We start from the raw sequence: 26,467 nt of genomic DNA, 5'->3' as shown, positions 1-26,467 counted from the left end.
CGGTGGGCAATTCCTCTCGCAGCCGCGCCCGGCATCCTCCGCGCGCGGCTCGGCCCATTCGCTGGAGTGACACGATGGACAGACGCGACTTCCTGACGATTTCGGGCGTCGGCCTTGCCGGCCTGATGCTTCCCTACAGCCGCTCGATCGCCGCGCAGGAGCTGGTTTCCGGCCTTGACGTGGCGCTGAAGAAGGCCATCGCCGACGCCGCGCTGGAGGCCGCCACCGCCGCCGGCGCCAGCTACTGCGACGTCCGCGTCGGCCGCTACCTGCAGCAGTTCGTGATCACCCGCGAGGACAAGGTCCAGAACGTGGTGAACACCGAATCCACCGGCGTCGGCATCCGCGTGATCGCCAACGGCGCCTGGGGCTTCGCCGCCACCCGCGACCTCGGCGTCGCCGCGGTCGCCGCGGCCGCCCGCCAGGCCGTCGCGATCGCCAAGGCCAACTCCCGCTTCCAGACCGCACCGGTGCAGCTGGCCAAGGTGCAGGGCGTGGGCGAAGTCAGCTGGAAGGCCCCGGTGAAGAAGAACGCCATGGCCGTGCCGCTCAAGGACAAGGTCGACCTGCTGCTGAGCGTGAACGCCGCGGCCATCGGCGCCGGCGCCGACTTCGTCAACTCCACCCTGTTCCTGGTGAACGAGCAGAAGTACTTCGCGTCCACCGACGGCAGCTACATCGACCAGGACGTGCACCGCATCTGGGCGCCGTTCACGGTCACCGCCATCGACAAGGCCAGCGGCAAGTTCCGCACCCGCGAAGGCCTGTCGGCGCCGATGGGCATGGGCTACGAATACCTCGACGGCGACGCCTCGCAGAAGTACGTCTCGCCCAACGGCGTGGTGAACTACGGCAAGTCCTACGACATGGTCGAGGACGCCGTGGCCGCCGCCAAGCAGGCGCGCGCGAAGCTCACCGCCCCGTCCATCAAGCCGGGCAAGTACGACCTGGTGCTCGATCCCTCGCACACCTGGCTCACGATCCACGAATCGGTCGGCCATCCGCTCGAGCTCGACCGCGTGCTGGGCTACGAGGCCAACTACGCCGGCACCAGCTTCGCCACGCTGGACAAGCGCGAGGCCCGGTTCCAGTACGGCAGCGACAAGGTCACCATCTTCGCCGACAAGGTGCAGGAAGGCAGCCTGGGCGCGGTCGCCTACGACGACGAGGGCGTCAAGACCAAGCGCTGGAACCTGATCGACCAGGGCAAGCTGGTGGACTACCAGACCATCCGCGACCAGGCCCACATCCTGGGCAAGACCGAGTCCGACGGCTGCTGCTATGCCGACTCCTGGTCCAGCGTGCAGTTCCAGCGCATGGCCAACGTGTCGCTGGCCGCGGGCAAGGACAAGCTGTCGGTGGCCGACATGATCAAGGACGTCGAGAAGGGCATCTACATCATCGGCGACGGCTCGTTCTCGATCGACCAGCAGCGCTACAACGCCCAGTTCGGCGGCCAGCTGTTCTACGAGATCAAGGACGGCGCCATCGCCGGCATGGTCGAGGACGTGGCCTACCAGATCCGCACGCCGGAATTCTGGAACGCCTGCTCGGCCATCTGCGACGAATCCGACTACCGCCTGGGCGGCAGCTTCTTCGACGGCAAGGGCCAGCCCGGCCAGGTCTCGGCGGTGTCGCATGGTTCCAGCACGGCCCGCTTCGACGGCATCAACGTCATCAACACCGCCCGCAACATCGGCTGACCGGCCAGGAGCCCAAGACATGAGCATCTTCACCGAAGAACAGGCCAAGGCCATCCTGGACAAGGTCATCAAGCTGTCGGTCGCCGACGACTGCACCGCCACGCTGACCGGCGCCATCAACGGCAACATCCGCTTCGCCCTGAACAACGTCTCCACCAGCGGCATCGTCAGCGACATCCAGCTGGCGGTGCAGTGCGCGTTCGGCAAGCGCGAGGGCATCGCCACCATCAACGAGTTCGACGACGCCGCGCTCGAGCGGGTGGTGCGCCGGGCCGAGGAGCTGGCGCGCCTGGCCCCCGAGAACGACGAGTACATGCCGGCGCTGGAAAAGCAGGTCTACAAGGCCAGCCCGACCTTCAACGCCGCCACCGCCGCGATCACGCCGGAAATGCGCGCCCAGGTCGCCGCCGACTCGATCTCGCCGTGCAAGGAGAACAAGCTGATCGCGGCCGGCTTCCTCAGCGACGGCCAGAGCTTCTTCGCTTTCGCCAACTCCAAGGGCAATTTCGGCTACCAGCAGGCGACCAACCTCAACTACACCTGCACGGTGCGCACCGAGGACGGCCGCGGCTCGGGCTGGGTCTCGCGCAACCTGGGCGACGTCGGCCAGTTCAAGGCCAGCGACGACATCCAGGTCGCTATCCAGAAGGCGCGTGACTCGGCCGAGGCCAAGGCCCTCGAGCCCGGCAAGTACACCGTCATCCTGGAGCCGGCCGCGGCCGCGGGCCTGATCAGCTTCATGATGTTCTTCTTCGACGCCCGCCAGGCCGACGAGGGCCGCAGCTTCCTGTCCAAGAAGGGCGGCGGCACCAAGCTCGGCGAGCAGGTCTACGATCCGCGCGTGAACCTGCGCGCCGATCCCTGGGACGCCAACGCGCCGGTCATGCCCTGGGACGACCAGGGCCTGCCGCGCGAGGCCATGGACATCATCAAGGACGGCAAGATCGCCAACCTGCAGTACTCGCGCTACTGGGCGCAGAAGCAGGGCAAGAAGGCCATCGCCACGCCCGGCAACCTGCTGATGGCGGGCGGCGACAAGTCGACCGCCGAGCTGGTGAAGGGCACCCAGAAGGGCATCCTGGTCACCCGCACCTGGTACATCCGCATGGTCGATCCACAGACCGTGCTGCTGACCGGTCTGACCCGCGACGGCACCTTCTACATCGAGAACGGCGAGATCAAGCACCCGGTGAAGAACTTCCGCTTCAACGAGTCGCCGGTGATCATGCTCAACAACATCGAGGAGCTCGGCAAGCCCGAGCGCCTGGGCGCGGACGAGTCGCCGTTCGTGATGATGATCCCGCCGATGAAGCTGCGGGACTTCACGTTCACGTCGCTGTCCGACGCGGTTTGATTTGAGGGAAAAGCCCCCCTCTCCCCGGCCCTCTCCCGCAAGGGGAGAGGGAGCACAAAGCCCCTCTCCCCTTGCGGGAGAGGGGTTGGGGAGAGGGGGCCGCCCTGCCCCATGAACCGCCGCCACTTCCTGGCCACCCTCGCCGCCGCCCTCGCCGCCCAGCCCCTGCTTTCCCGCAAGCTGATGGCGCAGGACGGCGCCGACTTCGATTTCTGGTTCACGCGGCTGATGTACGACTCGGGCGACTGGGACGTCGACCAGCGCATGCCGGCCAACCTCATCACCTCGCTGATCGAGTACACGACGCTGCGGGTCGACCCCAAGGAGCACGTGCTGGCGCTGTCGGACCCGCGCATGCTCACGGCGCCGTTCTGCTACCTGGCGGGCCACAAGCTGGTGGAGTTCAACCCGGACGAGCGCCGCAACTTCGAGCGCTACGTGCGCAGCGGCGGCTTCGTGTTCGTCGACGACTGCAACCACGACATCGACGGGCTGTTCGCGAAGTCGTTCGAGGACGAGATGGCGTCGATCTTCGGCCCGCGCGCGCTGCAGAAGCTGCCGCCGCGGCACCCGGTCTACACCAGCTTCTTCCGCTTCGACGGCCCGCCCACCACCAGCTTCGAGCTCAACGGCTGGGGCGACGACATCGTGCACGACTACCTCAAGGGCATCAGCATCGACGGCCGGCTCGGCGTGCTCTACAGCAACAAGGACTACGGCTGCGAGTGGGACTACGACTGGCGCAACAAGCGCTGGCTGGCCGAGGACAACACCAAGTTCGCCGTCAACATCGTGATGTACGCGCTGACGGCCTGATCCACACACGGGATATCGAATGAACCAGGCAACCCAGGACACCGAGCTGCAGGCCCAGCTGGCCCGCATCGCCCCGCTGCGCGCCGCCATCGGCCAGGCCATCGTCGGCCAGGAAGACGTGGTGGAGCAGCTGCTGATCGGCCTGCTGGCCGGCGGCCACTGCCTGCTCGAGGGCGTGCCCGGCCTGGGCAAGACCCTGCTGGTGCGCACGCTGGGCCAGGCGCTGGAGCTTCGGTTCCGGCGCGTGCAGTTCACGCCCGACCTGATGCCCAGCGACATCCTGGGCACCGAGATCCTGGAGGAAGACCACGGCACCGGCCACCGCAGCTTCAAGTTCCAGCCGGGCCCGGTGTTCACCAACCTGCTGCTGGCCGACGAGCTCAACCGCACGCCGCCCAAGACCCAGGCCGCCCTGCTCGAGGCGATGCAGGAAAAGACCGTGAGCTACGCCGGCGTCACCCACGTGCTGCCGGCACCGTTCTTCGTGCTGGCCACGCAGAATCCGCTCGAGCAGGCCGGCACCTACCCGCTGCCCGAGGCCCAGCTCGACCGCTTCCTGCTGCACGTGCGGGTGGACTACCCGAGCGAATCGGAGGAGCGCGACATCATCGAGCAGACCACCGGCAGCAAGAGCGCCAAGGTGCCGCAGGTGATGCACGGCGAGGACGTGCTGGCGCTGCAGGCGCGGGTGCGCGAAGTGCACCTGGGCGCCGACCTGCTGGACTGGATCACGCGCCTGGTGCGCGCCAGCCGGCCGCTGCCGGGCGCCTCCGCCGACGTCATGAACTGGGTGAAGTGGGGCGCCGGCCCGCGCGCCGGGCAGTCGCTGGTGCTAGCCGCCAAGGCGCGGGCGCTGCTGCACGGCCGCTTCGCTGCCACCCGCGAGGACGTGGTGGCGCTGGCGGCGCCGGTGCTGCGCCATCGCCTGCTGCTGTCGTTCGCGGCCGAGGCCGAACAGAAGACGGCGGACGACGTCGTCGCCTCGCTGCTGCGCAGCGTGCCGCTCGGCGGCTGAGCCACGGCGTGTCCGGCCCCGACTTCATCCCCGCCGCGGTGCGCGCGCGGCTCAAGGACCTGCGCCTGGCCGGGCGCCGGGCCGTGGGCGGGCATGGCTTCGGGCAGCATCCCAGCCGCAGCCGCGGCGCCGGGCTGGAATTCGCGCAGTACCGCGCCTACGAGCCGGGCGACGAACTGCGCCAGATCGACTGGAAGCTGTATGCCCGCTCGGACAAGTTCTTCGTGCGCGAGGCCGAGCGCGACAGCCCGCTGACCGCCTGGGTGGTCATCGACGCCAGCGCCTCGATGGGCCAGGGCGACGCGGCCCGCCCGGGCTGGTCGCGCCTGGACGCGGCGCGGGCGCTGGCCGCCTGCGTGTTCGAACTGGCGCTGCGGCAGGGTGATTACTTCGGGCTGGCCATCATTGGCGGCGACGGCCTGCGGCTGGTGCCGGCCGGGGCCGGCCCCCGCCAGCGCGACCGCTGCCTGCTGGAGCTGCAGGCGGCCAAAGCCGGCGGCCCCTGGCCGGACGCGGCGCGGCTGCGACCCCTGTGGGAGCGCACACTGGCCGGCCAGCTGGTGATCGTGCTCAGCGATGACTTCGACGAGGACGAGGTGGCGCTGTGCGAGCGGCTGGCGGCCGCGCGCCGCGAGGTGCTGAACGTGCAGCTGCTGACCGCAGAGGAGCGCGACTTCCCGTTCCGCGGTGGCCATCGCTTCCGCGATCCCGAGTCGGACGAGGAGCTGTTGAGCGATGGCGCCGCCGCCCGCGACGATTTCCTGCGGCGCTTCGCCGCGGCGCGCGACGCCTTGGGCGCCCGGCTGGCCGCGGCCGGCGTGCGCCGGGTCGAGTATTTCCTGGACCAGCCGCTGGACCAGCCGCTGCGCCGGCTGTTCGCGCCGCTGGCGTCGGAGCGCACGTGAGCCTGGGCCTGCTGGCACCGGCCGCCCTGTGGGCGCTGGCGGCGCTGGCGCTGCCGCTGCTGCTGCACCTGGCGCGGCGCGAGGAACAAAAGCCCACGCTCTTCGCCGCCCTGCGCTGGCTGTCGGCGCGGGTCAAGCCGCGGCAGAAGCTGCGGCTGGAAGAGCGCCTGCTGCTGGCCGTGCGCCTGCTGCTGGTCGCCGCGCTGGTGCTGCTGCTGGCGCAGCCGGTGCTGCACGGCGGCGGCGGCGACCGGCCCTGGCTGATGGTGATGCCGGGCGCCGACCCGACGCAGGCCCCCGCGCTGGCGCCGGACGCCGAACGCCGCTGGCTGGCGCCCGGCTTCCCGCCGCTGGACAGTGCGCCGCCGGCACCGCCGATCGCCAGCGCCAGCCTGCTGCGCCAGCTCGACGCCGAGCTTCCCGCCGGCACGCCGGTGACGGTGCTGGCGACGGCCCGGTTCGACGGTGCCGACGGCGAGCCACCGCGCCTGTCGCGACGGATCGACTGGCGGGTGGTCGACGGCGAGCCGGCCGAGGCCAAGCGCGCGCCGACGCCGCCGTTCACGCTGGCGGTGCGCCACGACGGTCCGGATACGCCGGGCCTGCGCTTCCTGCGCGCCGCGGCGATCGCCTGGCAGCCCGGGGCGGACGCGGCGCCCGATGTCGCCGACGCCGACTCGGCGCTCGCCGCCGAGTCCCGCCACCTCGCCTGGCTGGCGCCGGGACCGCTGCCGCCGGCCATCCGCGCATGGATCGACGCCGGCGGCCGCGCGCTGATCGCCAGCGATACCGACTGGCCGCTGCCCGGGGCCGGCGAACCGGCCTGGCCCGATGCCCGCGGTGAGCCGCGTGCGCGCGCCGCGACCCTGGGCCAGGGTCGCGTGCTGCAGCTCGCGCAGCCGCTGTCCCCCTCGAAGCTGCCGGCACTGCTTGAGCCCGACTTCCCGGAGCAGCTGCGCGACCTGCTGCAGGCGCCTGCACCGGCCCCGGGGCGAGCGCTGGCGTCGACCTATTCGCCGCAGCCCGGCGGCGCCGGCTTCCCGGAAACGCCGCGCGCGCTGACGACCCCGCTGCTGTGGCTGCTGCTGGCGCTGTTCGCGCTGGAGCGCTGGCTGGCCACCGGCCGGCGCGAGGCGACGGCATGACGCCGGCCGCCTCCGTGCGCGAGGCGCTGGCGGCGGCGCGACGGCGCCATGCCGCGATCGTGGCCGCGTTCGCCGTGCCGGTCGTCGCAGGCCTGGCCTTCGCGCTGTCGAAGGACGCGTCGCTGCCGTACCTGCTGGTGCTGGCGGTAATCGCGGCGCTGGTGCCTTTGCTGGCCTGGCTCAAGCGGCCCGGCCGCGACCCGCGCTCCCTGGCCCGCCGGCTCGACGCCCGCGCCGATCTCGAGGACAGCGCCGACCTGCTGTTCGCCGACGAGGCCACGCTCGGGCCGCTGCAGCAGATGCAGCGCCGTCGCCTGGAAGCGCGACTGGCCACGCGCCCCGCGGACCTGCGGTCGGCCTGGCCCAAGGTGTGGCTGGCGGCGGCCTGGATCGTGTCCGCCGGGCTGATCGCGGCGATCGTGTGGCTGCCGCCGCTTGCGTCCACCGCGCCGCGGCCGGCGGGCACGCCCGCGTCCGGGGCCGCGCCGGTCGACGTCGCCACCGACCTCGTGCTGGCCCGCAGCGAGCTGAGGATCGAACCGCCGGCCTACACCGGCCTCGACGCCAGCAGCCAACCCGAACTCTCGGGCAAGGTGCCGCAGGACGCGCGCCTGCAATGGCGCTTGCGCTTCACGCCGCAGCCCGCGGCGGTGGCGTTGGTCTTCCACGACGGCCAGCGGCTGCCGCTCCGGCGCGAGGGCGAAGACTGGACCGCGAGCCGCACGCTGGCCAGCTCGACGCTCTACCGCATCGTCCCCGCCGGCCCGCTGCCGCTGCGCGAGGACCCGCTGTACCGCCTCGACGTCATCCCCGACCAGCCGCCGCGGATCCGCGCGGTCGCGCCCGAGCGCAGCCTGACCCTGGCAACGCCGGGCCAGCGCCGCTGGGACCTGGACTTCGAGGCCAGCGACGACCACGGCCTCGGCGCCGCGCGACTCGAGATCACGCTGGCCCAGGGCAGCGGCGAGCAGGTCACGGTGAAGCAGCAGGCGCTGGCGCTTCGCGGCGAAGGCAGCGCGACGCTGCGTCGGTACGCACGCTCGCTGGACCTCGCCAGCCTGGGCCTGGCCGAGGGCGACGACCTGATCGTGCGCCTGGTGGTGGCCGACAACCGCACGCCGACGCCGCAGCAAAGCCGAAGCGCCAGCTTCATCCTGCGCTGGCCGCTGCCGCCCAGCACCGAGTCGACCGGCATGGAGGGGCTGGTGAAGAAGGCGCTGCCGGCCTACTTCCGCAGCCAGCGCCAGATCATCATCGACGCCGAAGCGCTGCTGGCCGACCGGCCGCAGCTGTCGGCCGATGAGTTCATGCTGCGCTCGAACAACCTGGGCGTCGACCAGCGCTTGCTGCGCCTGCGCTACGGCCAGTTCCTGGGCGAGGAAAGCGAGGGCGAGCCCGAGCCGCCGCCCGGCTACGAGGACGGCGAACACAGCGACGACGACGGCCACGACCACGGCAGCGAACCGCCCGCCGCGCCGGGGCCACCAGGCGGCGACAGCGTGCTCGAGCTGTACGGCCACACCCACGACGAAGCCGAAGCCGCCACCTTGCTCGATCCCGAGACGCGGGCCCTGCTCAAGCAGGCGCTGGACGCGATGTGGCTGTCGGAAGGCGGCCTGCGCCAGGGCGATCCGGCGGCGGCGCTGCCGCACGCCTATCGCGCGCTGGGCTTCATCAAGCAGGTGCAGCAGGCCTCGCGCATCTACCTGGCGCGGGTGGGCCTGGAGCTGCCGGCGATCGACGCCGCGCGACGCATGACCGGCGACCGCAAGGGCATCGCCTCGCGCCCCACCGGCCTCGCGACCCGGACGCCGGGCGAGTCGCCGGCGCTGCCGCTGTGGCAGGCGCTGGCGGAGCCCTCCGGCGGCGGCGAGGCGCTGGACGCGTTCGCGGCCTGGCTGGCGGAGAACGAAGCCCGCGTGGCCGATCCGCTGTCGCTGCTGGCGGCGATCGACGCGCTGCGCCGCGACCCCGGCTGCGCCGAGTGCCGCGCGACCCTGCGCGCCCGGCTGTGGCCGCTGCTGCCGCGCGAGGCGGCGATGGCGCCGCCGCGCACCACGCCCGACGCCCGCGGCCAGGCCTATCTCGAGGCCCTGATGACGGAGACCCCGCCGTGAACCCGCCGCTGCTGTTCGCACTCGCCCTCGGCGCGATCGCCGCCGTCGCCATGGTGCGCATGGCCCTCACCGCGACGCGCCGCGGCGACCGGTCGTGGCGACGGGGGCTGCTGGTGGCGGGCCAGGCGGCGCTCGCCGCGCTGCTGTGGGGCGTGCTGGCGCCACCGGCGCAGCCCGGCCGCCCGGTGACCCTGGTGCTGCTGACCGAGGGCGCAGAGGCCGCCGCCGTGGAATCCTCGCCCGACACCGTGCTGCTGGCCTTGCCGGGCGCGCCCGACGTCGACGGCGCGATGCCGGTGCCCGACCTGGGCACCGCGCTGCGCCGCCACCCGGGCGCCGCGTTGGTGCGCGTGCACGGCCTCGGCCTGGCCGCGCGCGATCGCGATGCGGCGCAGTGCGTGCCGCTGGCGTTCGCGCCGGCGCCGCTGCCGGCGACGCTGGTGGCGCTGTCGCTGCCGGACGCCGCGGTGCGCGGCCGCCGCTTCAGCGTGCACGGCCGCATCATCGGCCACGCCGGCGGCACGGTCGACCTGCTGGACCCGGCCGGCGTGCGGATCGACCGCGCCGCACTCGACGACGCCGGCGCCTTCGTGCTGGCCGGCGTGGCCGGCCCCGCCGGCCGCGCCGACTACCGCCTGCAGTGGCGTCGCGCCGAGCCCGGCATGGACGCCGCCTCAACCCCGGCCGACGCCTCGCCGCCGGTGGCCGAAAGCCTGGCGCTGCCGCTGCGCGTGATCGAAGGGGCGCCGCTGCGCGTACTGGTCATCGCCGGCGGCGCCAACCCGGAGCTGAAGTACCTGCGCCGCTGGGCGCTCGACGCCGGCCTGGCGCTGTCGACGCAGCTGCGCCTGGGCGGCGGCGTGCTGCTCGGCGACGACCGCCAGCCGCTGACCCTGGCGCGCCTGGCCGAGTTCGACCTGGTGGTGCTGGACGAGCGCGCCTGGCGCACGCTGGGCCGCGCCGGCCAGGCGACGCTGCGCGAGGCGGTGCGCGACGGCCTCGGCCTGCTGCTGCGCCTCACCGCCGACCCCACCGACGCGGAGCGCCGCGAACTCGCGGACTGGGGCTTCACGGTCACGCCGGTGGACGTGCCGCGCAGCCTGCGCCTGCCCGGCACCGAGCGCGCCGACCCGACCCTGCCGGGCGCCGACGATGCCGAAGTGCGCGCCACCGATGCGGCGCCGCTGCTGTCCCGGCGACCGCTCGCGCTCGCCGCCGCCGACGGGCGCCCGCTGCTGACGTCCGAGGCCGGCGATGCGCTCGCGCTCTGGCGCCCGGAAGGCCGCGGCCGCGTGGCGCTGTGGACGCTGTCGGACAGCTTCCAACTGGCCCTGGCCGGGCGCCAGGCCGCCTACGGCAGCCTGTGGTCGGCGACCGTGGGCGAACTCGCGCGCGCCCGGGCCGAGGCCGCGCTGCCCGTGCCCGCGCGCGCCTGGGTCGGCGAGCGCAGTGCGCTGTGCGGCCTGGGCGAAGACACCGTGCTGCTGGACCCGGCGGGCGATCCTCTCGCGCTGGTCCGCGATCCCGCCACCGGTGAGCGCGCCTGCGCCGCGTTCTGGCCGACCCGGGCCGGCTGGCACCTGCGTCGCGACGGCGAGCGCGAGCACGCCTTCCTGGTCCGGGATCCGGCCGAGGCGCCGGGCCTGCACGCCGCGGATCGCCAGGACGCCACCCGGGCGCTGGTGGAGGCCGCGCCGGCCGACGCCCAGGCCACGCCGCAGCCCGTCCCCGGGCCGCGCTGGCCGTGGGCCCTGGCCTGGCTGCTGCTGGCCGGCGGCCTGTGGTGGCTGGAGCGCTCGCGCCGCGGCCGCGGCTAGCGGCGCGGATCGGCCGCCAGTTCGGCGGCCAGTGCGGGCGACACGCCCGGGATGCGGGTCCAGTCGATCGCGTCGACCTGCTCGGGCGCCAGGAAGCGCCGCGCGTAGTCCAGGTACACCCGCTCGCGCAGGAACACGTCGAACAGATCGGGGTCGACGTGGTGGTCGAGCTTCATGCGCCCCAGGATCGCCAGCGATTCCGACAGCGTCTTGCCCGGCTTGTAGGGCCGGTCGCTGGCCGTGAGCGCCTCGAAGATGTCGGCGATGCCCATCACCCGCGCCTGCACGCTCATCTGCTCGCGGGTCAGGCCGCGCGGGTAGCCCTTGCCGTCCATGCGCTCGTGGTGGCCGCCGGCGTACTCGGGCACGTTGCGCAGGTGCGCGGGCCAGGGCAGCGCCTCGAGCAGGCGGATGGTCATGGTGATGTGGTGGTTGATGACCTCGCGCTCGGCGGCGGTGAGCGTGCCGCGGCGGATGGTGAGGTTCTCGACCTCGTCCTCGCTCAGGAAGGGCTGCTCGCCGCCGTCGGGGCCGCGCCAGCGGTGCCCGGCGATGCGCCGGATCGCCTCGACCCGGGCCTCGTCCATGAACTCGCCGCCGGTGTTGGCCTGGCGCACCACGGCGCGGTCGGCGTCGAGCTGGGCCAGGCGCTCGGTGTAGGTGGGCGTGTCGAGCTCGCCGTTGAGGTGGGCGATCTGGGCGTCGCGCTTGAGCACCTCGAAGCGCGTGTCGATCAGCTCGATCCGGTCGAACAGGGTCTGCAGCTTGGTGGCCTTGTCGACCACGTGCACCGGCGTGGTGATCTTGCCGCAGTCGTGCAGCAGGCCGGCGATCTTGAGTTCGTAGCGATCGGCCTCGCTCATGTCGAAGTCGGCCAGCGGCCCCACCCGCGTGCGCGCCACCGCGTCGGCCAGCAGGTTGGTGAGCACGGGCACGCGTTCGCAGTGGCCGCCGGTGTAGGGCGACTTCTCGTCGATGGCGGTGTTGATCAGGTTGATCAGCGATTCGAACAGCGCCTCGAGCTGGTCGACCAGGATGCGGTTGTTGAGCGCGATCGCGGCCTGGGAGGCCAGCGATTCCACCAGCTGCTGCTCGGCCTGGCTGAAGGCGTCGACCTCGCCGGCGGGATTGCGCGAGTTGATCAGCTGCAGCACGCCGATCACGCGGCCGTCGTGGTCCTTCATCGGCACGGTGAGGAAGGACCGCGAGCGGTAGCCGGTCTTGGCGTCGAAGGCGCGGGTGCCGCTGAAGTCGTAGCCCTCGGCCGCGTAGGCGTCGGGGACGTTGACGGTGCGGCCGGTCAGCGCGGCGTGCGCGACCACCATCGAATGGTTGGGCCGGCCCTGCGCGTCGTGCATCGGCAGCGGCGGGAAATCGATCGGCTGCCCGTGCTTGCCGCCCATCACGTAGCCGAGGGTGTGGTTGCGCAGCACCTCGAACACCAGGTGGTCGCCGTCGACGCGGTAGAGCGTGCCGCCGTCGGCGTGGGCGAACTCGCGCGCGGCCTCGAGGATGCGCTCGAGCAGGCTGGGCAGGTCGCGTTCGTTCGACAGCGCGGCGCCGATGGCGTTGAGGGTCTCGAGGCGGCTGAGGATCTGCTCTTCGCGGGTCATGGCGGCGCTGGCGGGGGACGTCGGCGACAAAATGACCCCAAAGGCGCCACCGTGCAATCTCCGGCGCGGGCGGCGGCGGCGATGTCGCGCGGTCGGGCGGCGGCGCGGCCCCCGGCCGCGACAACGGGCCGTCGCTGGGCTAGGCTCGGCCCCACGTCCCGCCCTGGCCTTGTGCGACTTGCGATCCGCCGGTTCCCTGCCCGCCCCCACCGCCTTCCGACGGCAGCCCCTGCGCGGCGTCGCGTCCTGGCGCACCACCGGCCTGCTGGTGCTGGCGCTGGCGGCCCTGCCGCTGGCCGCCGCCGCTGCGACCGCCCCCGCCGCGACCCACCCCGCGGCCACCGCCGCGCCCGCCTTCGGCCAGCGCCTGGCCGAGGCCGAGGCGCTGCGCAGCGCCGATCCCGCCCGCTTCGACCAGCTGCTGGGCGAGCTGACCGGCCGCGTGCAGGAGGCCACGCCGGCCCAGCGCGAACAGCTGGCCTACCTCAAGGCCTACCGGCTGGGCTACACCGGCCGCTTCGACCTGGCCATCGCCGCCGCCACCGACCTGTTCGAACAGTCCCGCGACCCGGCCGTCCGGCTGCGCGCGGGCGGCCTGGTGGTCAGCAGCCGCGCCGCCACCCGCGAGTTCGTCGAAGGCCTGGTGTTCCTGGACCGGATCCTGCCGCTGGTGGACGCCACCGACGACCGCGATGCGCGCCACCACGCCTGGGCCGCGGCCGGCGTGATCCACAACCAGGTGGGCCAGTACCCGCAGGCCGTGCACTACGTCGACCTGCTGATGGCCGATGGCGTGCAGGGCCGCACGCGCTGCTTCACCGGCGTGCTGCGGCTGGAGTCACTGAACTTCATGGACGCGCTGCCCGCCGATGTCGCCGACATCCAGTCCGTGGTCGACTTCTGCCTGTCGCAGAAGGAAGTGATGCTGGCCAACTTCGCCCGCCTGCAGCTGGCCAACAAGCTGGCCGCCGACCAGCAGCCGACGCTGGCCGTATCGCTGCTGGAGGAGCGGCTGGCCGAAATCGAAGCCACCGGCTACCCGCGGCTGATCGGCGAGGTTCACGCCACGCTGGCGCGGCTGAAGCAGTCGCTGGGCTGGCGCGAGGCCGCCGACGCCCACGCCCGGCGCGCCATCGAATACTCGGGCGGCATCGGCCAGTCGCCGCTGCTGGTGCAGGCGCACGACGTGCTCTATCGGAACGCCGAATTCCGCGGCGACCAGGCCGCCATGCTCGAACACTACCGCCGGTACGCCGAGGCCGACCGCGCCTACCTCGACCAGGTCAAGGCGCGCGAGCTGGCCTACCAGATGGCGCGCCACGAGTCGCTGCAAAAGACCCAGACCATCGCCCTGCTCAACGGCCAGAACGAGGTGCTGCAGCTCGAGCGCCAGGTGGCGCGCAAGACCGCCGAGGCCAACCGCCTGCTGATCGGCCTGCTCGCGCTCACCGTCGCCTCGGTCGCCTACTGGGCCTACAAGGTCAAGCGCATGCAGGTGTCGCTGCGGACGATGGCGCAGACCGATGCCCTGACCGGGGCCAGCAATCGCCACTACTTCACCCTGCGCGCCGAAGCGCTGCTCGAGCAGTGCCGGCGCAGCGGCACCGAGGCCGGGCTGGTGATGCTGGACCTGGACCACTTCAAGTCGATCAACGACCGCTTCGGCCACGCCGCCGGCGACTGGACGCTGCGCCAGGCCGCCGAGGCCTGCCTGGCGGCCTGCCCGGCCGGCGGCCTGGTCGGCCGCCTGGGCGGCGAGGAATTCGCGCTGCTCGTGGCGGGCCGGGACCTGGCGTCGACCGTGGCCCTGGCGCGCGACTGCCGGCAGCGGATCGCGGCCATCGACAGCCGCGGCGCCGGTCACGACTTCAGCGTCACCGCCAGCTTCGGCGTCGCCGGCAGCCATGCCTGCGGCCATGATTTCGACCAGCTGCTGGCCCGCGCCGACGATGCGCTTTACCGGGCCAAGCGCGAGGGCCGCGACCGCGTCTGCGTGCACGTGCCGTCCGCACTGGCCGACGCGGTGTCGCACGCCACGACCTGACCAGCGGCAGCGGCCAAGAGAAATTCTTACCTGCCTGCGCGCCCGCGCCTGTCCGCGCGTCCCGGGCCGTGGCGTTCGATGCCATGCAGCCCGCATTCATTCCCGTCGCGTGATCGAGCGCACGGATTGCCCGCGAACTGTGAAGCAGTCGCTGCATGGAGTGTGCGCAAGCGCGGAAAACCCCTTGAAACGTGCGCTATTTCCCACTGATTGCAAGTGTGAGACAGCGCGCATCCACGCCTGCCGCGCCTTCCTAGACTGCGTTCCAAGGATCCACCGCAGCCCCCGCGGATGGTCCGGACAAGGGAACGCCCCCATGCGCAAGTCCATCGCCCTGCTGATCATCGCCCTGCTCGCCGGCACCGCCGGCCAGGTCCAGGCCAACTCGGAGCGGGTGGCGCAGCCCGCCAGCGGCAGCACCGCGCCCGTCAGCGCCAGCGCCTCGGTGAACTTCCGCATCGTCATCCGCGAGACCCTGTCCTTCGGCCAGCAGCAGAAGGCGCGCCTGGACACGCCGCCGATGGTGCGCACGGTCAGCGTCGAGGATGGCCGCGAAGTCGTCACCCTCGCGCGGCCCTGAGCGCTTCGCCTCCGGCGGCGCCGGCCGCGCTTGCAGCGCGCCCCCGGCACCGGCTTGAATGGGCCGTCCCCGCACGGCTCCCGCCATGGCCCCGACCCTGATCGACACCCCGCGGCTCCGACTGTCCGAACTCGACGAGGGCGATGCCGCCTTCGCCCTGGAACTGCTCAATACCGAGGGCTTCCTGCAGCACATTGGCGACCGCGGCGTGCGCAGCCTGGACGACGCCCGCCGCTTCCTGCGCGAGGGCCCCTGCGCCAGCTACGCCGCGAACGGTTTCGGCCTGTGGAAGGTGACCCGGAAATCGGACGGCGCCACGGTCGGCATGAGCGGGCTGGTGCGGCGCGAGAGCCTGCCCAAGCCCGACCTGGGCTATGCCTTCCTGCCCGCCCATGCCGGCCAGGGCCTGGCCAGCGAGGCCGGCGCGGCGGTACTGGGCCACGCCTTCGGCGTGCTGCGGCTGGCGCAGGTGCTGGCGATCGTCAGCCCCGACAACGCCGGCTCGGTGCGCGTGCTGCAGAAGCTGGGCATGCGCGAATGGGGGCTGCGCGAATTCGACGGCAAGATGCTGCGGGTGTTCACCCTGGCCGCACCCGGCCATGAATGAGAACGGGGCGGGTCGCTTGCGCGACCCGCCCCGTGCTGGAAGCCTTCGCGGCGGCCTTGCGGCGCCGCGATGACGCGGCGATCAGGCCGCGGCGTCCTTGAGCTTCTTGAGCGGACGGACCTTGACCTTCACCGAGGCCGGCTTGGCGGCGAACCACTGCTCTTCCTTGGTGAACGGGTTGATGCCCTTGCGCTTGGCCTTGGCCGGCACGTTGACGACGGTGATCTTCAGCAGGCCCGGCAGGGTGAACGAACCCGCGCCCTTCTTGCTGACCGAACCGTGCACCGCGCCTTCCAGCGCGCCCATCACGGCGCGGACGTCCTTGGCGGCGACGCCGGTGGACTCGGCAATGTGCGAAACCAGGCCCGACTTGGTCAGGGCTTCCTTGATCGGCTTCGGGGCGGACGGCTTGGCAGCGGCCTTCGGGGCAGCCTTCTTCTTTGCAGCTTTCTTGGTAGCCATTTTTAGTTGTTCCCGTGGTTCTTGGGTGATTGGGGTGCCTGGAAATCCCTCCGGCACCGCGAATGTAGGGCAAGTCCGGCGCCACGCCAAGTGCAAAATCGCAAAAAACCGCTTTTTTTACGGGCTGCCCGGTCCCCCGGGATACCGGCGTCCGGTCCGGGGGCGGTGTTGCGTGGCGCCCTGCGCGGCCGGGGCACCGGCCCCGGCGACCTGGCGCCCGCCGAGCCGTTATGATGTCGCGCCCGTTTTCCAAGGACCCCGCCATGAGCGACACGCCTCCCGACCGCCTCAGCGTCAACCCGCGCAGCCCCCACTTCGACGAAGCCGTGCTGTCGCGCGGCATCGGCGTCCGCTTCAAGGGCGTCGAGCGCAACAACGTCGAGGAGTACTGCATCAGCGAGGGCTGGGTGCGGCTGCCGGTCGGCAAGTCGCTCGACCGCCACGGCAACGCCATGACCATCAAGACCAGCGGCGAAGTGGAAGTCTGGTACCTCGACCAGGAACAGTGACCCGCCGCACGCTCCCGCGCATGCGCGGCTGACGCCGGCCGGCCGGTGCGCGGAATCCGGCATTGCGTCTCGGAAACCGCTGTTTTCCGGGCGCATCGTGGCACCACGGGGACACCGGGGCGCAGCGCCCCCCGCCACGGCAGCGGCCGCGGCGGGCACCAGGCAAGGCCCCGGCCGGAGGCCCCGCATGCGCCTGGTTCCGCAGCTCATCGTCCGCATCGGCGCCGACATCCGGCTCGCCATGATCCTGCTGTTCGCCAGCCTCACGGTGATGTCCGTCATCCCCTTCGCCATCTTCCGGGCGCTGCAGGGCGACTGGATCGCCGCGACGGTGGACACGCTGATGGTGGTGACCATGGTCGGCAACGCCACCTTCGCCTGGATCACCGGCCGCACCCTGCTGGCGGGCTCGGTCAATGCGGTGATGGTCTCGGCCACCTGCGCGGTGCTGGGCGGCGTGCTGGGCACCTCGGGGCTGTTCTGGGCCTACACGGTGCTGGTGGCCAACTTCATGCTGGCGCCGCGCTGGCTGGCGCTGTGCTGCGGCCTGGCCATCATCGGCGGCGGCCTGCTGACGGCGCCCTTCGCCAGCGCGATGTCGGCCACGGCCTTCGTGGTCAGCGCCGCACTGGTGATGCTCTACGCCCTCATCTTCGCCTCGCTGACCGAGTACCAGCGCCAGCGCCTGGTCGGCCTGGCCACGCGCGACCCGCTGACCGGCGTGGCCAACCGCCGCAGCATGGAGGTCGAGCTGGCGGACGTGCTGCGCTCGCACCACGACGCCGGGGAGCCGGCGGCGATGGCGGTGATCGACCTGGACCACTTCAAGCGCGTCAACGACCTGCACGGCCACGACGCCGGCGACCGGGTGCTGCAGGCCTTCGCGCCCCTGGTCGAGCACTGCATCCGCAAGCGCGACCGCCTGTTCCGGTTCGGCGGCGAGGAGTTCGTGCTGCTGTTCCCGGCCACCGACCGGGACGGCGCCCGGGCGGCGGTGGACAAGGTGCAGCGCGAGCTGCGCGAGCACCTGGTGGGCCCGGACGGCGCGGTGACGGTGTCGATCGGCGTGGCGATGCTGGCGCCCGGTGATGACTGGCCGGCCTGGCTGGCCCGCGCCGACCAGGCGCTCTACCTGGCCAAGCGCAGCGGCCGCGACCAGGTCCGCTTCGACGATCCGGTGCCGCCGCCCGGCGAGCGCCGCCTGCAGCTGGTGGCCCGCCTGCCGACGCGCTGACCGCGCCGGCCCCGGCGGTCGCGGTACGATGGCCGCCCGCCCCTGCAGGCCAAACGAACGCGCATGGACCCGATCCTTTCGATCCGCGGCATCGGCAAGACCTACGCCTCGGGCCACGTCGCCCTAAAGTCGGTCGACCTGGACATCCACCGGGGCGAGATCTTCGCCCTGCTGGGCCCCAACGGGGCCGGCAAGACCACCCTGATCAGCATCATCTGCGGCATCGTCAACGCCAGCCGGGGCAGCGTGCTGGCCGATGGCTTCGACATCGTCGGCGAGTTCCGCCAGGCCCGCGCCCGGATCGGGCTGGTGCCGCAGGAGCTGAGCACCGACGCCTTCGAGACCGTGTGGGCGACCGTGCGGCTCAGCCGCGGCCTGTTCGGCAAGCCGCGCGACGACGCGCACCTGGAGAAGGTGCTGCGCGCGCTCAGCCTGTGGGACAAGCGCGACAGCAAGATCATGGCGCTCTCGGGCGGCATGAAGCGGCGCGTGCTGATCGCCAAGGCGCTGGCGCACGAGCCGCGCATCCTGTTCCTGGACGAACCCACCGCCGGCGTCGACGTCGAGCTGCGCCGCGACATGTGGACCCTGGTGCGCGAGCTGCGCGACCAGGGCACCACCATCATCCTGACCACGCACTACATCGAGGAGGCCGAGGAGATGGCCGACCGCATCGGCGTGATCAACCACGGCGAACTGGTGGTGGTGGAGGACAAGCACGTACTGATGCGCAAGCTGGGCAAGAAGCAGCTGGCGCTGCAGCTGCAGCAGCCGCTGGCAGGGATCCCGGCCGAGCTCGCCACGCTGCCGCTGGAGCTGTCCGCGGACGGCCTGACGCTGACCTACACCTTCGACGTGCAGGGCGAGCGCACCGGCATCGCCACCCTGCTGCGCCGGCTGGCCGACCACGGCATCGACTTCCGCGACCTGCATTCGAGCGAAAGTTCGCTCGAGGAGATCTTCGTCAACCTGGTGTCCAGCCGCGGCAAGGGAGGCCAGGCATGAACACCGGACTGAACTGGCACGCGGTGCGCGCGATCTACCGCTTCGAAATGGCGCGCACCTTCCGCACCCTGGGCGAATCGATCGTCTCGCCGGTGCTCACGACGTCGCTGTATTTCATCGTGTTCGGCGCCGCGATCGGCTCGCGCATGGGCGAAGTGGGCGGAGTGAGCTACGGCGCCTTCATCATCCCCGGCCTGATCATGCTGTCGCTGCTCAACGAGTCGATCTCGAACGCGGCCTTCGGCATCTACATGCCCAAGTGGGCCGGCACCATCTTCGAGCTGCTGTCGGCGCCGGTGGGCTGGGTCGAGGCGGTGCTGGGCTACGTCGGCGCCGCGGCCAGCAAGTCGGTGATGCTGGGGCTGCTGATCCTGGTGACGGCGCGCTTCTTCGTCGACTACGAGATCGCGCATCCGCTGGCGATGATGCTGTTCCTGCTGCTGACGGCGCTGAGCTTCAGCCTGTTCGGCTTCATCATCGGGCTGTGGGCCACCGACTTCCAGAAGCTGCAGGTGATCCCGCTGATGGTGATGACGCCGCTGACCTTCCTGGGCGGCGCCTTCTACTCGATCGACATGCTGCCGCCGGTGTGGCAGAAGGTCGCGCTGTTCAATCCGGTGGTGTACCTGATCAGCGGCTTCCGCTGGAGCTTCTTCGGGCAGTCGGACGTGGACGTGGTGGTGAGCTTCGCGGCGATCTGCGGCTTCCTGGTGGCCTGCCTGGTGGCGGTGTGGTGGATCTTCCGCACCGGGTGGCGGCTCAAGAGCTGAGCCGCCGCGGCGCCCGGATCAGGTGCCGCAGAAGGTGTGGGTGACACGCTCTTCGGGCACCGGCGCAGCCATGAAGGGCCGCTGCGGGGGACCGTCGTCGAACGGCCGTCGCACCGCCGCCAGCAGCGCCTCGAACGGCGCCAGGTCGCCTTCGGCGGCCGCGGCCAGCGCGGCTTCGACCCGGTGGTTGCGCGGGATCACGGCGGGGTTGGCGGCATCGAGCGCGGCGGCGCGGGAAGCGGCCTCGCCCGGCTCCCTCGCCAACCGCTCGCGCCAGCGCGCCAGCCAGGCGTCCATCGCCGGGGTTTTCGGCAGGCCCCCTTCGTCGCCGCGCGTGGCCCCGGACAACGCGCGGTACGACAGCGTGAAGTCCGCCTCCACCGCCTGCAGCGCTTCGAGGAAATCCCGGGCCAGGGCCTCGTCGTCCGCGGCTTCGGTGGCCAGCCCGAGCTTGCGCCGCTGGCCGGACAGCCAGTGTTCCCGATACGCCGGCGCGAAGCCTTCGATCGCGGCGCGCGCGAAGGCCACCGCGGCTTCGCCATCGTCGTCGATCAGCGGCAGCAGGCATTCGGCCAGGCGGGCCAGGTTCCACTGCGCGATGCCCGGCTGGTTGCCGTAGGCGTAGCGGCCGCGGCGGTCGATCGAGCTGAAGGTCTTGGCCGGGTGGTATTCGTCGAGGAAGGCGCAGGGGCCGTAGTCGATGGTCTCGCCGGAGACGGCCATGTTGTCTGTGTTCATCACCCCGTGCACGAAGCCGACCTGCATCCACGCGGCCACCAGCCGCGCCTGCGCGCCCACCACCGCTTCGAGCAGGGCCAGCGCCGGGTTGGCGTGCCCGGCCAGCGTCGGGTAGTGGCGATCGATGACGAACGACACCAGCTGCCGCAGCGCGGCGTGGTCCTCGCGCGCGGCGAAGAACTGGAAGGTGCCGACCCGCACGTGGCTGGCCGCGATGCGGGTGAGCACGGCGCCCGGCAGCGCGCCGTCGCGGAACACCGCCTCGCCGGTCGCCACCGCCGCCAGCGCACGCGTGGTGGGCACGCCCAGCGCATGCATTGCTTCGCTGACCAGGTATTCGCGCAGCACCGGGCCGATCGCCGCGCGGCCGTCGCCGTTGCGCGAGTACGGCGTGGGGCCGGCGCCCTTGAGCTGCACGTCGAAGCGCCGTCCGTGCGGGTCGGTCACCTCACCCAGCAGGATCGCGCGGCCGTCGCCGAGCTGGGGCACGAAGTGGCCGAACTGCTGGCCGGCATAAGCCATCGCGATCGGGCGCGCCTGGGCGGGCGGCGCATTGCCCGAGAAGATCGCCGCGGCCCGCGCCTCGAGCGCGGGGTCCAGGCCCAGGGCGTCGGCCAGCGCCGCGTTCCAGGCCAGCAGCCGCGGGGCGGCCACCGGCGTGGGTTCGACGGCCGACCAGAAGTGCGGCGGCAGGGCGGCGTAGCTGTGCTGCAGGTCCATGCCGCGCAGCTTACGCGGCTTGCCGTCGCCGAGGCGTGCCGCCGGGCGGGCGGGGCCGAAGCACGGCGCCACCCGCCCACGGGGTCAGGGCTTGGCGGCCCCGCTCACCTTGGGCGCCTCGACGAAGGGCTTGATGCCGAACTCGGGGTAGATCTCGGCCGGGAAATAGACCACGCCGTCCTTCACCACCGCGCGGATGCGCTTGATCTCGCGCAGGTCGCGGGTCGGGTCGCCGGGCACCAGGAAGAAGTCGGCCAGCTTGCCGCGCGCGATCGAGCCGGTGGACTGGTCCTGGCCGAGGTAGGCGGCCATGTCCAGCGTCGCCAGCTTCAGCACTTCGGCCGGGGTGTAGCCGAGCTGGCCAAACAGTTCGAGCTCGCGGTGGAAGTTGAACGAACCGCCGAGGTCGGTGCCCGGGATCAGCAGGATGCCGCGCGCCTTCATCCGGCGCAGGGTGTCCATCAGCTTGCCGTAGGCCAGCCGGTAGGCCTCGGCGTCGCCGGGCGCCGACATGTCGGCCCAGGCGCGCTTGGCGTCGCGCTGTGCGCCCACCGGCAGGTGGTCGATCACGTCCGCCATGCCGGCCGGCACCTCGCCGTCCTGGTTGAGCAGCAGGTTCTCGTGGATGGCGATGGTGGGCTCGACCGCCACGCCCTTGGCGGCGATGTGGTCCAGGGTCGCCTGCACCGGCGCCGAATCCAGGTCCAGCGTGGCCAGGCGCTTGAGCGCGGTCAGGCGCAGCAGGGTGCGGGTGTCTTCCTCGGGCGCCAGCACCCAGCCCAGCATGATCTGGTTGATGTGGGTGAGCTCGTCGTAGCCGGCGTCGACCATGGCGTCGGCGTTGGAGAACGCCGGCACGTGGCCGGCGACGCGCAGGCCCAGCCGGTGCGCCTCGGCGGCGGCGGCCGCGGACCATTCGGGCTTCATGCTGTTGTAGAGCTTGACCTGGTGGAAGCCGCGCGCGGCGTACCAGCGCACCGCGTCCAGCGCCTCGGCCTGGCTGCCGACCAGCATGCCGTTGTTGGAGTTGTACGGGCTGCGCCCCTCGATGAAGCCGCTGCGGTGCACGCGCGGCCCGGCGATGCGGCCGGACTCGATGCTGGCCACCAGGTCGTCGAGCACGGCGTTGTTGTTGCCCATGTCGCGCACGGTGGTGACGCCGGCGGCGACGTTGAGGATGGCGCCGCCCTGCCCCGTGTGCGAGTGCATCTCGTGCAGGCCGGCGACCAGGGTGCCGCCCTCGCCGTCGATGCGGACCTCGCCCGGCGAGGGCTTGGCGTCGAGCGGCTGCACGCTGGCGATATGGCGGCCGTTGATGACGACGCTGACGCGCTCGGACAGCGACAGCGTGGCCGGGTCGAACACGCGCACGTCGTGGAAGCGCACCGGCGCCCCGTAGCGATGCGCGGTGCGCGCCTGCAGCGCTTCCAGCCGGGCCTCGCCGAGCTCGGCGGCCAGCTTGCGCAGCCGCGCCTCCTCGGCCTCGTAGCCCTTGCGCACGACCACCGAGCCCGACGAGATCACGGCGAACAGCGCGCCGGTCTCGTCCAACTGCACGTATTCGGGATTCAGATCCAGGCCCGACACCGTGTAGGTCCGCACCGTGATGCGGTCCTTGCCGATGCCCACCTGCAGCGGCTCGCCCGGCGCCAGGCGGACTTCGCCGGCCGGCAGCGCGGCGATGCTGCGATCGGCGTCCGCCAGCAGCACGCGCGCGTACAGCCCCAGCGACCACGGGCTGGCGGACTGGCCGATGTAGAGCGCGGGCGCCGACAGCGCCTGGCGGCCCGGGCCCACCGCGTCCTTCCAGGTGGCCTCGCCGTCGGCCAGCGCGAAGGTCTCGTCGACCTTGCTGCCGAAGGTGGTGCTGCCGGTGACCGTCCAGGCGACCGGCAGGCCGTCCTCGCCCAGGGTGAGGGTCTCGGCGATGGTCGGGCCGCGGCCGTTGTTCTTGACGTCGTAGTCGATGGCGACGCGGTCGCCCTGCGTGGTGGCGACCAGGTGGCCCACCGCGTTGCCGCCGGTGACCACGGTGAAGTGCTCCTGGCCGTCGGCGGCGAAGGCCGCGTTCGACAGCAGGCAGAGTCCGGCGACAGCGGCGAACAAACGCATGGCGTGCATCCTTTTCCCCAGGGTGGGGCCACTGTCGGTCATGCGGGCGGGCGATACAAGCGGGGCCGGCACCGTGTAGTTTTTCACCGCCGGCGGAAGCCGTTTCCCGCCCCGGCGCCTCGGAACCCGCGAAAAACAAGGGTTTTCGGCTTGGCAAGCTTCGTGCAGCGCTTACCGGGAATCGCGAACTCCCTCGCGCCCCGGAGCCCACCGCCATGTTGACCTCGCCGCAAGCCCAGCACGCCCCGTCCGCCGTGCCCCCGCCGCCGTCGTCCGAGTGCCTCGAGCGCGCCATGCAGGACGTGCTGTCGCTCGAATCGGCCTTCGTCGCCAAGTTCCTGCCCTACCAGGCCATGACCCGGGTGCCGCCCGGCTACGCCGAGTTCGCCCGCTGGCATTTCCGGCGGCTGCACGACGACAGCCTGGCCTGGCGCGACGTGGCCCCGGCCTATGCGCTCGCCTGCCTGTCGCACGCCGCCTACGGCACCGCCATGGACCCGAGCCTGGAATGGGAGCTGGAGCTGCAGTGGAGCGACCTGCGCAGCCTGTCCCGGCTCGATTGGAGCAGCGCGCGCCGGCTGATCATGGATGCCTGGACCTTCCTGTCCGGCGACAAGCTGATGCCGGAAGGCCTGGACGAAGCAATCGCGGCGCACACCGCCGCGGCCGGCGACGCCGATGCCTACGTCGAGGAGGACGAGGACAGCCTGCGCGTCGACCTCGAGCTGGTGCCCGCCTACGTGGTGCTGCGCGAGTCGATGGCCGGCAAGCGCCCCGAGGAGTGGCGCACGCGCGGCCAGGCGCGCTGGGTGTCGGGGGATTCGCCGGTGCTGTCGCTGGCGATGAGCCCGGCGCTGGCGGTGCTCGATGCCGTGAGCCTGTACAGCTTCGTGGACGAGGAAGACCGCCTGCTGCTGCGGCTGGCCTTCCCGCCCAACCTGCTGCGCACGCTCGACACCGGCACCAAGACGCGGCGCGCGCTGGACCGCGACCTGCGCGAGCGCATCGAGCGCTGGCGCGAGGAACAGCACTCGGCCCTGCTGCGCGTGCCCAGCGCACTGTGCCCGGGGGAATTCAACCTGCTGGCGAACCCGGCCCACCCCGACTTCGGGCTGCTGCAGCGCATGGACGCCCTGCCGCTGGACATGGACCGCCGTCGCCGCAGCCACTGAGCCGCGGCGCCACGGCCGCCGGGTCAGGGCGGCGGCGGGAACAGCCGCCGCATCTGGTCCAGGCAGCCGACGGCGTCGGACTCCATCTGGTCGAGGATGGGTTCGATGTCGGTCCGGTCCTCGCAGCGCAGGCCCAGCACGCCGGCATTCATGAACAGGGAATTGAGGTGGTTGCGCAGCTGGTGTTCGACCTCGACCACGGTCGATCCCGGCAGCGTCACCCAGGCCCGGGCGCCTTTCGGCGGCGCCTGCTCCAGGAAGGGGCGCAAGGCGGCCAGGTAGTCGGCCAGCACCAGCCGGTCGTGCAGCGACAGCGCCGCCGGATCACGCATGCGCAGGCACAGCACGGCGGAAGCCCCGGGAGCAGAGCCCATGTCCAGGTCGAATTCCACGCACTGCACGCCCCCCGCCGCGGCGGCCGAGGGCGCGACCAGCTCGATGTCCTCGCAGCCCTTGGCCTCGAGCCAGGCCAGCATCGGCGGCGGGAACAGGAAGCCCATCTCAGGCGTGGTTTCCATCGGAGGCCTCCACGTCGGCGTCGTCGGCGCCCAGCGCCTCGTCGGGCGGCGCGGACGCCGCCTTGTAGCTGCTCAGCCGGTTGTAGATGGTCTTGGTGGTGATGCCCAGCACCTGCGCCGCCTTGGCCTTGTTGTTGTCGAAATAGGCCAGGGTCTTGAACAGCATGCGCCGCTCGATCTCGTGCATCGGCGTGCCGACCACGAAGGTGATGGTGCTGGCGGTCTCGGCCACCGGGCGCACGTCGTCCAGCGGCAGGCTGGGCGTGACCCGGTCCGACTCGGCCAGGATGTAGGCGCGCTGGATGATGTTCTTGAGCTCGCGGATGTTGCCGGGCCAGCGGTAGCGCTGCAGCAGGTCGGCGCCTTCGCGGGTGAGGGTGCGGCGGCTGCCGTAGCGATCGTTGAGGCGCTTCAGGAACAGCGTGGCGATGGGGAGGATGTCGGCCGGGCGGTCGCGCAGCGGCGGCAGGGACATCGGGAACTCGGCGAGCCGGTAGTAGAGGTCCTCGCGCAGCCGGCCGGAGTCGATGGCGTCGGCGTGCGGGCGGTTGGTGGCCGAGACGATGCGCACGTCCACGTCGATGTCCTCGCTGCCGCCGACCCGGCGGATCTGCCGGGTTTCGAGCGCGCGCAGCAGGTGCACCTGCAGGTGCACGGGCATCTCGCTGAGCTCGTCGAGGAAAAGGGTGCCGCCCTCGGCCTGCTCGAACAGGCCGACGTGGCGCGAGGCCGCGCCGGTGAAGCTGCCGCGCTCGTGGCCGAACAGCTGGCTGGTGAGCAGGTCGGCCGGCACCGCGCCGCAGTTGATGGCGACGAACGCGCCGTGGCGACCGCTCTCGGCATGGATGGCGGCGGCCACCAGCTCCTTGCCGACGCCGCTTTCGCCCTCGATGAACACCGAGGCGTCGGTGGGCGCGACCCGTCGCACCTGCTGGCGCACGGCTTCCATGGCCGCCGACGAACCGGCGATGCCGTGCCAGGGATCGCCCAGCGCCGGCTCCGGCGCCGGCAGGCGCGGCGCGGCGGTCTGCAGCAGCTGGCGGAAGCGCGCCACCTGCAGCGGCTTCACCACGTAGTCGACGATCGGCAGGTGCATGGCCTTGAGCGCCGATTCCACCGTGGGATTGCCGGTGATCAGGATCACCTGCGTGCGGCCGCCGAGATCGACGTGTTCGAGCAGCTCGAGGCCGGAGCCGTCGGGCAGCGAGAGGTCGACCAGGGCGACGTCGAAGGCGGTTTCGCGGATGCGGGCCAGGGCCTGTGCGACGGACCCGGCGATGACGACGTCGAAGTCCAGCGCGCGTGCGATTTCGGCGGCGGCCCTCACGAATCCCACGTCGTCGTCGACGATCAGCAAAGCAGTACGGTCAACCATGATGTCCACCCCCCCGAGTGGCAGTCCTTGCCAAGACTAACCGCTGGGATGGCGTTCCGTTCACCGATTTTCCCGGGGACTTCCCGGATTACACCGGAGTGAAATTTCTTCCCCCGCCCCCCGTCGTTGGCACCGT

General features: G+C 71.9%; 22 protein-coding genes. 16 read left to right on the top strand and 6 right to left on the bottom strand.

Annotated elements, in window-relative coordinates; all coding sequences use genetic code 11:
- Positions 1 to 74: 74 nt before the first annotated feature.
- The 8 genes from VFQ84_RS02750 (at position 75) to VFQ84_RS02715 (ending at position 10,872) form a co-directional block, all read left to right on the top strand.
- On the top strand, positions 75 to 1,703 hold the full coding sequence (locus VFQ84_RS02750) for a TldD/PmbA family protein (protein ID WP_325128983.1): 1,629 nt from the start codon (positions 75 to 77) through the stop codon (positions 1,701 to 1,703).
- A 19-nt stretch (positions 1,704 to 1,722) separates the two neighbouring features.
- Complete coding sequence (locus VFQ84_RS02745; RefSeq protein ID WP_325128982.1) at positions 1,723 to 3,057, top strand: TldD/PmbA family protein; 1,335 nt, start codon at positions 1,723 to 1,725, stop codon at positions 3,055 to 3,057.
- Between the two features lie 111 nt (positions 3,058 to 3,168).
- Positions 3,169 to 3,873, top strand: a complete 705-nt coding sequence (locus tag VFQ84_RS02740) for a DUF4159 domain-containing protein (RefSeq protein WP_414636989.1) — start codon at positions 3,169 to 3,171, stop codon at positions 3,871 to 3,873.
- Between the two features lie 19 nt (positions 3,874 to 3,892).
- Positions 3,893 to 4,888 carry a MoxR family ATPase gene (locus tag VFQ84_RS02735; protein WP_325128980.1) on the top strand — a complete coding sequence of 332 codons (996 nt, stop codon included), beginning with the start codon at positions 3,893 to 3,895 and terminating at the stop codon, positions 4,886 to 4,888.
- Positions 4,889 to 4,896: 8 nt separating this feature from the next.
- Positions 4,897 to 5,793: a DUF58 domain-containing protein gene (locus VFQ84_RS02730; RefSeq protein ID WP_325128978.1), complete on the top strand. Its 897-nt coding sequence runs from the start codon at positions 4,897 to 4,899 to the stop codon at positions 5,791 to 5,793.
- Complete coding sequence (locus tag VFQ84_RS02725) at positions 5,790 to 6,938, top strand: BatA domain-containing protein (protein WP_325128976.1); 1,149 nt, start codon at positions 5,790 to 5,792, stop codon at positions 6,936 to 6,938. Before VFQ84_RS02730 ends, VFQ84_RS02725 begins: the two co-directional genes overlap by 4 nt.
- Positions 6,935 to 9,055 (top strand): hypothetical protein, encoded by a 2,121-nt coding sequence (locus VFQ84_RS02720; RefSeq protein WP_325128974.1) that lies wholly within the window; start codon positions 6,935 to 6,937, stop codon positions 9,053 to 9,055. Before VFQ84_RS02725 ends, VFQ84_RS02720 begins: the two co-directional genes overlap by 4 nt.
- On the top strand, positions 9,052 to 10,872 hold the full coding sequence (locus tag VFQ84_RS02715; RefSeq protein ID WP_325128970.1) for a carboxypeptidase regulatory-like domain-containing protein: 1,821 nt from the start codon (positions 9,052 to 9,054) through the stop codon (positions 10,870 to 10,872). Before VFQ84_RS02720 ends, VFQ84_RS02715 begins: the two co-directional genes overlap by 4 nt.
- On the opposite strand, the gene VFQ84_RS02710 is transcribed toward VFQ84_RS02715, so the two are convergent.
- The gene (locus tag VFQ84_RS02710) at positions 10,869 to 12,485 is read right to left on the bottom strand and encodes an HD domain-containing phosphohydrolase (protein ID WP_325128968.1); all 1,617 of its coding nucleotides are present in this window, start codon (positions 12,483 to 12,485) and stop codon (positions 10,869 to 10,871) included. The genes VFQ84_RS02715 and VFQ84_RS02710 overlap by 4 nt on opposite strands.
- A gap of 178 nt (positions 12,486 to 12,663) precedes the next feature.
- Here VFQ84_RS02710 and VFQ84_RS02705 point away from each other — a divergent pair, with 178 nt between their 5' ends.
- The 3 genes from VFQ84_RS02705 to VFQ84_RS02695 all read left to right on the top strand — a co-directional run bounded on the left by VFQ84_RS02705 (position 12,664) and on the right by VFQ84_RS02695 (position 15,716).
- Entirely contained in the window at positions 12,664 to 14,529 is a 1,866-nt protein-coding gene (locus VFQ84_RS02705; protein ID WP_325128966.1) for a GGDEF domain-containing protein, read from the top strand.
- A 316-nt stretch (positions 14,530 to 14,845) separates the two neighbouring features.
- Positions 14,846 to 15,109: a hypothetical protein gene (locus VFQ84_RS02700; RefSeq protein ID WP_325128964.1), complete on the top strand. Its 264-nt coding sequence runs from the start codon at positions 14,846 to 14,848 to the stop codon at positions 15,107 to 15,109.
- 85 nt (positions 15,110 to 15,194) lie between these two features.
- A complete protein-coding gene (locus VFQ84_RS02695) occupies positions 15,195 to 15,716 on the top strand; it encodes a GNAT family N-acetyltransferase (RefSeq protein ID WP_325128962.1) in 522 nt (173 codons plus the stop codon).
- An 81-nt stretch (positions 15,717 to 15,797) separates the two neighbouring features.
- Here VFQ84_RS02695 and VFQ84_RS02690 read toward each other — a convergent pair whose 3' ends face one another.
- Complete coding sequence (locus VFQ84_RS02690) at positions 15,798 to 16,178, bottom strand: HU family DNA-binding protein (protein ID WP_325128960.1); 381 nt, start codon at positions 16,176 to 16,178, stop codon at positions 15,798 to 15,800.
- Between the two features lie 263 nt (positions 16,179 to 16,441).
- Between VFQ84_RS02690 and VFQ84_RS02685 the strand changes: the two genes are divergently transcribed.
- The 4 genes from VFQ84_RS02685 to VFQ84_RS02670 all read left to right on the top strand — a co-directional run bounded on the left by VFQ84_RS02685 (position 16,442) and on the right by VFQ84_RS02670 (position 19,696).
- Positions 16,442 to 16,687: a DUF3297 family protein gene (locus tag VFQ84_RS02685; RefSeq protein WP_325128958.1), complete on the top strand. Its 246-nt coding sequence runs from the start codon at positions 16,442 to 16,444 to the stop codon at positions 16,685 to 16,687.
- A gap of 187 nt (positions 16,688 to 16,874) precedes the next feature.
- Complete coding sequence (locus VFQ84_RS02680; RefSeq protein WP_325128956.1) at positions 16,875 to 17,921, top strand: GGDEF domain-containing protein; 1,047 nt, start codon at positions 16,875 to 16,877, stop codon at positions 17,919 to 17,921.
- A gap of 63 nt (positions 17,922 to 17,984) precedes the next feature.
- The gene (locus VFQ84_RS02675; RefSeq protein WP_325128954.1) at positions 17,985 to 18,926 is read left to right on the top strand and encodes an ABC transporter ATP-binding protein; all 942 of its coding nucleotides are present in this window, start codon (positions 17,985 to 17,987) and stop codon (positions 18,924 to 18,926) included.
- Between the two features lie 8 nt (positions 18,927 to 18,934).
- The gene (locus VFQ84_RS02670; RefSeq protein ID WP_325129086.1) at positions 18,935 to 19,696 is read left to right on the top strand and encodes an ABC transporter permease; all 762 of its coding nucleotides are present in this window, start codon (positions 18,935 to 18,937) and stop codon (positions 19,694 to 19,696) included.
- A gap of 18 nt (positions 19,697 to 19,714) precedes the next feature.
- Here the strand turns inward: VFQ84_RS02670 and VFQ84_RS02665 are convergent, their stop codons facing one another.
- On the bottom strand, positions 19,715 to 21,154 hold the full coding sequence (locus VFQ84_RS02665; protein ID WP_325128952.1) for a protein adenylyltransferase SelO: 1,440 nt from the start codon (positions 21,152 to 21,154) through the stop codon (positions 19,715 to 19,717).
- An 84-nt stretch (positions 21,155 to 21,238) separates the two neighbouring features.
- On the bottom strand, positions 21,239 to 23,266 hold the full coding sequence (locus tag VFQ84_RS02660; RefSeq protein WP_325128950.1) for an amidohydrolase family protein: 2,028 nt from the start codon (positions 23,264 to 23,266) through the stop codon (positions 21,239 to 21,241).
- Positions 23,267 to 23,481: 215 nt separating this feature from the next.
- On the opposite strand from VFQ84_RS02660, the gene VFQ84_RS02655 reads away from it, so the two are divergent.
- Entirely contained in the window at positions 23,482 to 24,438 is a 957-nt protein-coding gene (locus tag VFQ84_RS02655; RefSeq protein ID WP_325128948.1) for an RES family NAD+ phosphorylase, read from the top strand.
- Positions 24,439 to 24,461: 23 nt separating this feature from the next.
- On the opposite strand, the gene VFQ84_RS02650 is transcribed toward VFQ84_RS02655, so the two are convergent.
- Both VFQ84_RS02650 and VFQ84_RS02645 read right to left on the bottom strand, forming a co-directional pair.
- Positions 24,462 to 24,956, bottom strand: coding sequence for a hypothetical protein (locus tag VFQ84_RS02650; RefSeq protein WP_325128946.1), 495 nt, complete (start codon positions 24,954 to 24,956; stop codon positions 24,462 to 24,464).
- The gene (locus VFQ84_RS02645) at positions 24,940 to 26,331 is read right to left on the bottom strand and encodes a sigma-54 dependent transcriptional regulator (protein ID WP_325128944.1); all 1,392 of its coding nucleotides are present in this window, start codon (positions 26,329 to 26,331) and stop codon (positions 24,940 to 24,942) included. Before VFQ84_RS02645 ends, VFQ84_RS02650 begins: the two co-directional genes overlap by 17 nt.
- Positions 26,332 to 26,467: the final 136 nt, after the last annotated feature.

This window comes from Arenimonas sp., from assembly GCF_035721105.1.
GTDB lineage: Bacteria > Pseudomonadota > Gammaproteobacteria > Xanthomonadales > Xanthomonadaceae > Arenimonas.
This window is presented reverse-complemented; position numbering and strand designations above follow the sequence as displayed.